This window comes from Vibrio sp., from assembly GCF_984391705.1.
Genome location: NZ_CFHWOM010000028.1, coordinates 43,807 through 50,486 on the forward strand (window position 1 = coordinate 43,807; position 6,680 = coordinate 50,486).

Here is a 6,680-nt window from a genome sequence, read left to right on the forward strand (position 1 = left end):
TAGTTATTCCTTACTACAACCTTTGCCCAGTTACAGACGAGCAAAATCATTGAAAATTGCCACTGCCATAAGAGAGAAGATAATTGCCCCGCCTACACGGTACCCCATCTCCTGAATTTTCTCAGGAACTGGGCGTCTTATTACAGCCTCAATAGCAAAAAACAATAGATGTCCGCCATCTAACATAGGTAACGGTACAAGGTTAATTATCCCTAAGTTGACACTAATAAGAGCAAGGAATCCAAGGAAATAGACCAAACCATAATCGGCTGTCGTCCCTGCTCCTTTCGCTATCGAAATTGGCCCACTTAAGTTGTTAAGTCCTACATCGCCAACAATTAGCTTTTTCAGCATGCTAATTGTGAGATCAATTACTTGTCCGGTTTTCTCAACCGCTTTCCCGACTGATTCAATTACACCAAATTGTAAGTCGAAGCGATAACTTTCAGGCCATTCTGCGACCTCAGGAGCGATTCCCGCAAAACCGACTTCGCCTTTGCCTTTAATATCACGACTGTCAGGTACTATCGTCAGAGCGACCTTTTCACCATCACGCTCAACTTGAAGCGGCAATGATGCATTCGGGTGCTGTTGAATCAAGTCGACAACTTGCTGCCAATCATTGATAGGTTTGCCATCAATCGATAGCAACACATCACCTGCTTTTAAACCCGCACGCTCACCGGCACTACCTTCAGTAACATTAACCAACTTGGTAGAGATTTCAGGTGTAAATGGAATAAAACCAAGCGCTGACATAGCAGACTGTTTTTCAGGGTCAAAGTTCCACTCACTAAGATCAAAAGAGAGTGTCTGTTCAACTCCAATTCCATCAGAAGATGCGACCGTCATCGTTAGGCGTTGGTCACCAATATGGGAAATCAGCCCCATATTGACTGATTCCCAATCTGCGGTTTTGACGCCAGAAACCGATTTAAGTTCCATGCCCTCTTCTAAGCCAGCTTGAGCAGCAATAGAATATGGAGTGACTTGGCCGACCACTGGTTTTACCGCTGGTACACCAATCATGAAAACCAGCCAATATGCGACAATGGCAAACAAAAAGTTAAATATCGGGCCAGCAGCGACAATCGCACTGCGTTTCCAGAGGGGCTTCTTATCAAATGCGAACCGCTGATCAGCTTCAGATACTTCATCGACACGGCCATCAAGCATCTTAACGTAACCGCCCAAAGGAATCATAGACACACTGTACTCGGTGCCATCTTTCCCGACTTTACTCCAAATCGCTTTGCCAAAGCCGATAGAGAACTTCTCAACTCTCACGCCACAACGACGAGCAACCCAAAAGTGACCAAACTCATGGACAGCAACTAATATTCCTAACGCGACAATGAAGGACACAAAGTTCCATAAGATACCTGTCATAGCTTACGCTCACTAACCCAGTTGGTTGCCAATTCTCTCGCCATTCTATCTAGCTCGAGAATGCTTTCCAAGTCACTACAGTGCGACTGACTAGTATCAGCACAGACTTTAGACAGAACTTTCTGATTTACCCAGGCTATATCCGTAAAAGATAGCTCTCGATTAAGAAAAGCAGCGACAGCTATTTCATTCGCAGCGTTAAGGGCAGTAGTGGCATGTTGCCCTTCATAGCAGGCATCAATCGCTAACTTCAAACATGGGTAACGGTTATAGTCTGGCTCTAGGAATGTAAGCTCACCAACTTTTGTAAAGTCTAGCGGAGCCACACCTGCCGCCACACGCTCTGGGTAGGATAAAGTTAGAGCAATTGGCGTTGCCATATCAGGTTCACCCATTTGCGCCAATACCGAACCATCCTTGTACTGCACCATCGAATGGATCACCGACTGCGGGTGAATCAGCACTTTCAGCTGTTCTCGAGAGGTGTTAAACAACCATTTTGCTTCAATGTACTCTAAGCCTTTATTCATCATGGTTGCTGAATCGACAGAGATCTTCGGCCCCATGGACCAGTTAGGGTGTGCGATAGCTTGCTCAGGCGTCACAGTGTTGAGCGTCTCAATATCGCTGTAACGGAATGGACCACCTGAACCAGTAAGTAAAATGTGAGAGATGCCGTGCTGATTTAAATCGCAACGACCAAGATTGGTCTGAATGTCACTTGGTAAGCACTGGAAAATAGCGTTGTGTTCACTGTCTACTGGCATGAGTTCTGCGCCATACTGGTTAACAGCATCGATAAACAGCTGACCAGACATTACCAAGGCTTCTTTGTTTGCCAATAATACACGTTTACCTGCTTTTACCGCCGCCATTGTTGGTAATAAGCCAGCAGCACCAACGATAGCAGCCATCACAGTGTCGACTTCATCCAGAGATGAAATCTGGCACATCGCATCAACACCGGACAACACTTCTGTATTAAGCTTTAGTTCAACCACTTGCTGCTTTAGCTGAAGTGCCGCAGAGTCCGAAGCCATAACCGCATACTTGGGTTGCCATTTTTTACACAGCTCTCGCATCTTATCGACATTCCCGCCAGCAGCGAGAGCAACGACAGAAAACTGTTCAGGATTTTGTTCAATGACTTTAAATGTGCTTGCACCGATTGAACCAGTTGCACCTAAAATTGTTAGCTTACGCATAGCAAGAAACCGATTTGTGACTCAGGCAAGCCGAAGCTTGCCTAAAAAATGAAGTAAAGAAATGCAAAAACAGGGAATGCAGCCGTTAAGCTATCAATACGGTCTAATACGCCACCGTGACCAGGAATAATATTACTGCTGTCTTTGATGCCAGATACACGCTTAAACATACTCTCTACTAGGTCACCTAGAACAGAGATAACAACGGTCACCAACGTAATCGCAATCATGACCAACGGACTTGTGAATTCAATCTCAAACCACGTAGCCGCACCCCAACCGACCAAAATCGCAGTAACGATCCCGCCAATCAATCCTTCAATCGTTTTGTTTGGACTTACATTCGGCGCCATTTTTCGCTTACCCATGCTCTTACCAGCAAAGTAAGCACCACTATCCGCAGCCCAAACGATAAAACAAACATATAGTACTAATTTAGCACCATGATAAGCGTCTGATTCGATTCCTTCGGCGCGGAGGAGCAATACACTCCAAAAGAAAGGTAAAAGAGTTAAGATACCGAAGGCGTGACGTAAAACTGGAGAATGTTGCCACAATGAAGACGATTTAGGATAGGTAATCGCTAGTGCACTCGAAGCAAGCCACCAAATACACCCAACAGCAAGCATGATGTAGTGTGGCTCCACAACTTGATTCAAACTGGCAACATCAAATGGGATCAATACTAAGCTTAAAGCACTCACCAGGACAGGTGGAAGCAACGCTATCGCGCGTGACCTTGAATCAACAAATTGAGTCCACTCCCAGTAACCGATCATCATTACGGCAGCGATCGCTATTGTAAAAAGGGGTAGCGATAGCTCAAAAATTCCTAAAATCACCAACGGAGCAAGGATGAGCGCTGTTATTATTCTTTGTTTCAAACTTGAATCCTTTATTCGCTTTCCATCAATGCCTTGATTTGTTCACCGGTACAACCGAATCTTCTTTCTCGGTTAACAAACCAAGTCACTGCTTCAACTAAGCTATTTTCATCAAACTCAGGCCAATAGATTGGTGTAAAATACATTTCCGCATACGCCATTTGCCAAAGCATGAAGTTACTGATTCGACATTCACCGCTAGTACGAATCATAAGGTCAACTTCTGGAAGATCTGACATCGTCAAATTCTGTGTCATCATATCTTCCGTTATTTCTTCTGGCTTAAGTTCGCCTGCGGCAACTTTTTCAGCCAATAACTTGGTTGCTTGGGTAATATCCCATTTACCGCCATAATTGGCAGCAATATTCACAACCATGCCTGTATTACCCGCAGTTAACTCTTCCGCCTGAGCAATTTTCTTACGTAATCTTTCATTGAAGCGCGCGGTATCTCCGATAACTCTTAAACGTAAGTTATTCTTATGCAACTTCTTAATCTCGGTAGACAAGACGGTAATAAACAGTTCCATTAACACACCGACTTCTTCTTCTGGGCGACGCCAGTTTTCACTACTAAAGGCAAACAAAGTAATAGCTTTGATCCCTAGTTTGGCAGAAGTTGAAATCGCTTTACGGACTGCAGCAACACCATTCTTATGGCCAAAAACACGAGGCTTGCCTTGTGCTTTAGCCCAACGGCCATTGCCATCCATGATAATTGCAATATGTTGAGGAAGAGCGTCTGGAGAGAGATGTGAGTTTTGCATATAAGAAATTGATAGGTAATCAGCAAAGGACAGAGAGTAGCATAAAAAAACGCTGTGCTGCGAGCACAGCGCTCTTTCACGGTAGAGTTTGTGGAGGAATTAGACTTCCATCAACTCTTTTTCTTTCGCTGCTAACACTTCGTCAACTTGCTTAACAGCTGCGTCAGTTAGCTTTTGAATCTCGTCTTGACCTTTACGATCTTCATCTTCAGAGATTTCTTTATCTTTCAGCAGTGCTTTCAGTTCGCCGTTAGCATCACGACGGATGTTGCGGATAGCAACACGACCACCTTCTGCTTCACCACGAACAATCTTAACTAGGTCTTTACGACGCTCTTCTGTTAGTGGTGGGAGTGGAACACGGATGATAGTACCAGCAGACATAGGGTTTAAGCCTAGGTCAGACATCATAATTGCTTTCTCAACTTTCTGAGTCAGCTCTTTGTCGAATACTGTGATTGCTAGTGTACGTGCATCTTCAGCTACAACGTTTGCCACTTGGTTTAGAGGCGTTGGAGCACCATAGTACTCTACTGAAATACCAGCTAGTAGACTTGGGTGCGCACGACCTGTACGTACTTTAGAAAGGTTGTTCTTAAGCGCTTCTACGCTTTTTTCCATGCGCTCTTGAGCGTCTTGTTTGATTTCGTTAATCACAATATCACCTTAATGTGTAAATCTTTCTCGAAGAAAGCCTATGCGGGAGTCTTCAAAAGGCAATACCGTAGCATAAATCAATTTACGCTACGGTGATTGGAATTACTCTGCGTCGCTGATTAGCGTGCCTTCTGCTTCACCCATTACCACGCGACGTAGTGCGCCTGGCTTATTCATATTGAATACGCGGATTGGCATTTTGTGGTCACGAGCCAATGTAAATGCTGCCAAATCCATCACTTTCAGTTCTTTATCAAGAACAGCATTGAATGAAAGCTTATCATACAGCTCTGCGTCAGGGTTTGCTACAGGGTCAGCCGTAAATACACCATCTACTTTTGTCGCTTTTAGAACTACATCAGCTTCGATTTCGATACCGCGTAAACAAGCAGCAGAATCTGTAGTAAAGAACGGGTTACCTGTACCCGCTGAGAAGATAACTACGCGACCTTGGCGAAGTTCGCGAATTGCGTCAGCCCAGTTGTAATCGTCACACACACCTTTTAGAGGAATTGCTGACATTACGCGAGCGTTTACGTATGCGCGGTGAAGTGCATCACGCATTGCTAGACCATTCATTACTGTTGCTAGCATACCCATGTGGTCACCTACAACACGGTTCATACCAGCTTCCGCAAGACCTGCACCACGGAAAAGGTTACCACCACCGATAACCACACCAACTTGAACACCAAGCTCAACCAGCTCTTTTACTTCTTGTGCCATACGATCAAGGATTGCAGGATCGATACCGAAGCCCTCTTCACCTTGAAGTGCTTCACCACTCAGTTTTAACAGAATACGTTGATACGCTGGTTTAGGGTTCGTAGTCATGGAGTTTACCTTCCAAAAGAGAGTTGTTGATTAACAGTCATGGATAAAGACTTATCAAAAGTCTGCATCCATCACAGCTAAAGGTAGTGCCTTTAGTCGTAAAAAGACCGCAGCCTTGGCTACGGTCTAAACTTTGTGCGTATCTCTAAGGATTAACCTTTTTGAGCAGCAGCTACTTCTTCAGCGAAGCTCATTTCTTCTGCTTTCTCGATACCTTCACCAACTTCTAGGCGAACGAATGTAGCAACAGAAGCGCCTTTTTCTTTCAGCATTTCGCCAACAGATTTCTTAGGCTCCATGATGAACGCTTGACCAGTTAGAGAGATTTCGCCAGTGAATTTCTTCATGCGGCCAACAACCATCTTCTCAGCGATCTCAGCAGGCTTGCCTTCGTTCATAGCGATTTCAACTTGAACTTCTTTCTCTTTAGCAACTACGTCAGCTGGTACGTCTTCTGGGTTAACGTACTCTGGCTTAGAAGCAGCAACGTGCATTGCAACGTGCTTAAGAGTTTCAGCGTCGCCTTCACCAGCAACAACTACACCGATCTTCTCGCCGTGACGGTAAGAAGCGATAGCAGAACCTTCAACGTATTGAACGCGACGGATGTTGATGTTTTCACCGATCTTAGCAACTAGAGCAACACGCTCTTCTTCGAATTTAGCTACTAGTTCTTCAACAGAAGCTTTAGATGCTAGAGCGTCAGCTGCAACTTTCTCTGCAAATGCAGTGAAGTTACCATCTTTAGCAACGAAGTCAGTTTGGCAGTTAACTTCAAGAAGAACAGCAACGCCGTTTTCTTCTTTGATGATGATTGCGCCTTCAGCAGCTACGTTACCTGCTTTCTTAGCAGCTTTAGCAGCACCTGATTTACGCATGTTTTCGATTGCTAGTTCGATGTCAGCGTTTGCTTCAACAAGCGCTTTCTTACATTCCATCATGCC

At 44.7% G+C, this 6,680-nt stretch carries 7 protein-coding genes; all 7 read right to left on the reverse strand.

From position 1 onward, the window contains the following. Positions 1 to 30: 30 nt before the first annotated feature. Positions 31 to 1,389 carry a sigma E protease regulator RseP gene (gene rseP, locus AC4MRV_RS14205; RefSeq protein WP_491187987.1) on the reverse strand — a complete coding sequence of 453 codons (1,359 nt, stop codon included), beginning with the start codon at positions 1,387 to 1,389 and terminating at the stop codon, positions 31 to 33. Beyond that, complete coding sequence (gene ispC / locus AC4MRV_RS14210; RefSeq protein ID WP_491187988.1) at positions 1,386 to 2,594, reverse strand: 1-deoxy-D-xylulose-5-phosphate reductoisomerase; 1,209 nt, start codon at positions 2,592 to 2,594, stop codon at positions 1,386 to 1,388. Before ispC ends, rseP begins: the two co-directional genes overlap by 4 nt. Before the next feature lie 41 nt (positions 2,595 to 2,635). After that, positions 2,636 to 3,478 carry a phosphatidate cytidylyltransferase gene (locus AC4MRV_RS14215; protein ID WP_491187989.1) on the reverse strand — a complete coding sequence of 281 codons (843 nt, stop codon included), beginning with the start codon at positions 3,476 to 3,478 and terminating at the stop codon, positions 2,636 to 2,638. Between the two features lie 11 nt (positions 3,479 to 3,489). Next, on the reverse strand, positions 3,490 to 4,245 hold the full coding sequence (uppS, locus tag AC4MRV_RS14220) for an undecaprenyl pyrophosphate synthase (RefSeq protein WP_491187990.1): 756 nt from the start codon (positions 4,243 to 4,245) through the stop codon (positions 3,490 to 3,492). 99 nt (positions 4,246 to 4,344) lie between these two features. After that, entirely contained in the window at positions 4,345 to 4,902 is a 558-nt protein-coding gene (gene frr, locus AC4MRV_RS14225; RefSeq protein ID WP_006881554.1) for a ribosome recycling factor, read from the reverse strand. 102 nt (positions 4,903 to 5,004) lie between these two features. Beyond that, the gene (gene pyrH, locus AC4MRV_RS14230; protein ID WP_491187991.1) at positions 5,005 to 5,736 is read right to left on the reverse strand and encodes a UMP kinase; all 732 of its coding nucleotides are present in this window, start codon (positions 5,734 to 5,736) and stop codon (positions 5,005 to 5,007) included. Between the two features lie 152 nt (positions 5,737 to 5,888). Further along, on the reverse strand, positions 5,889 to 6,680 hold a 792-nt coding region (tsf, locus tag AC4MRV_RS14235), incomplete at its 5' end, for a translation elongation factor Ts (protein WP_491187992.1).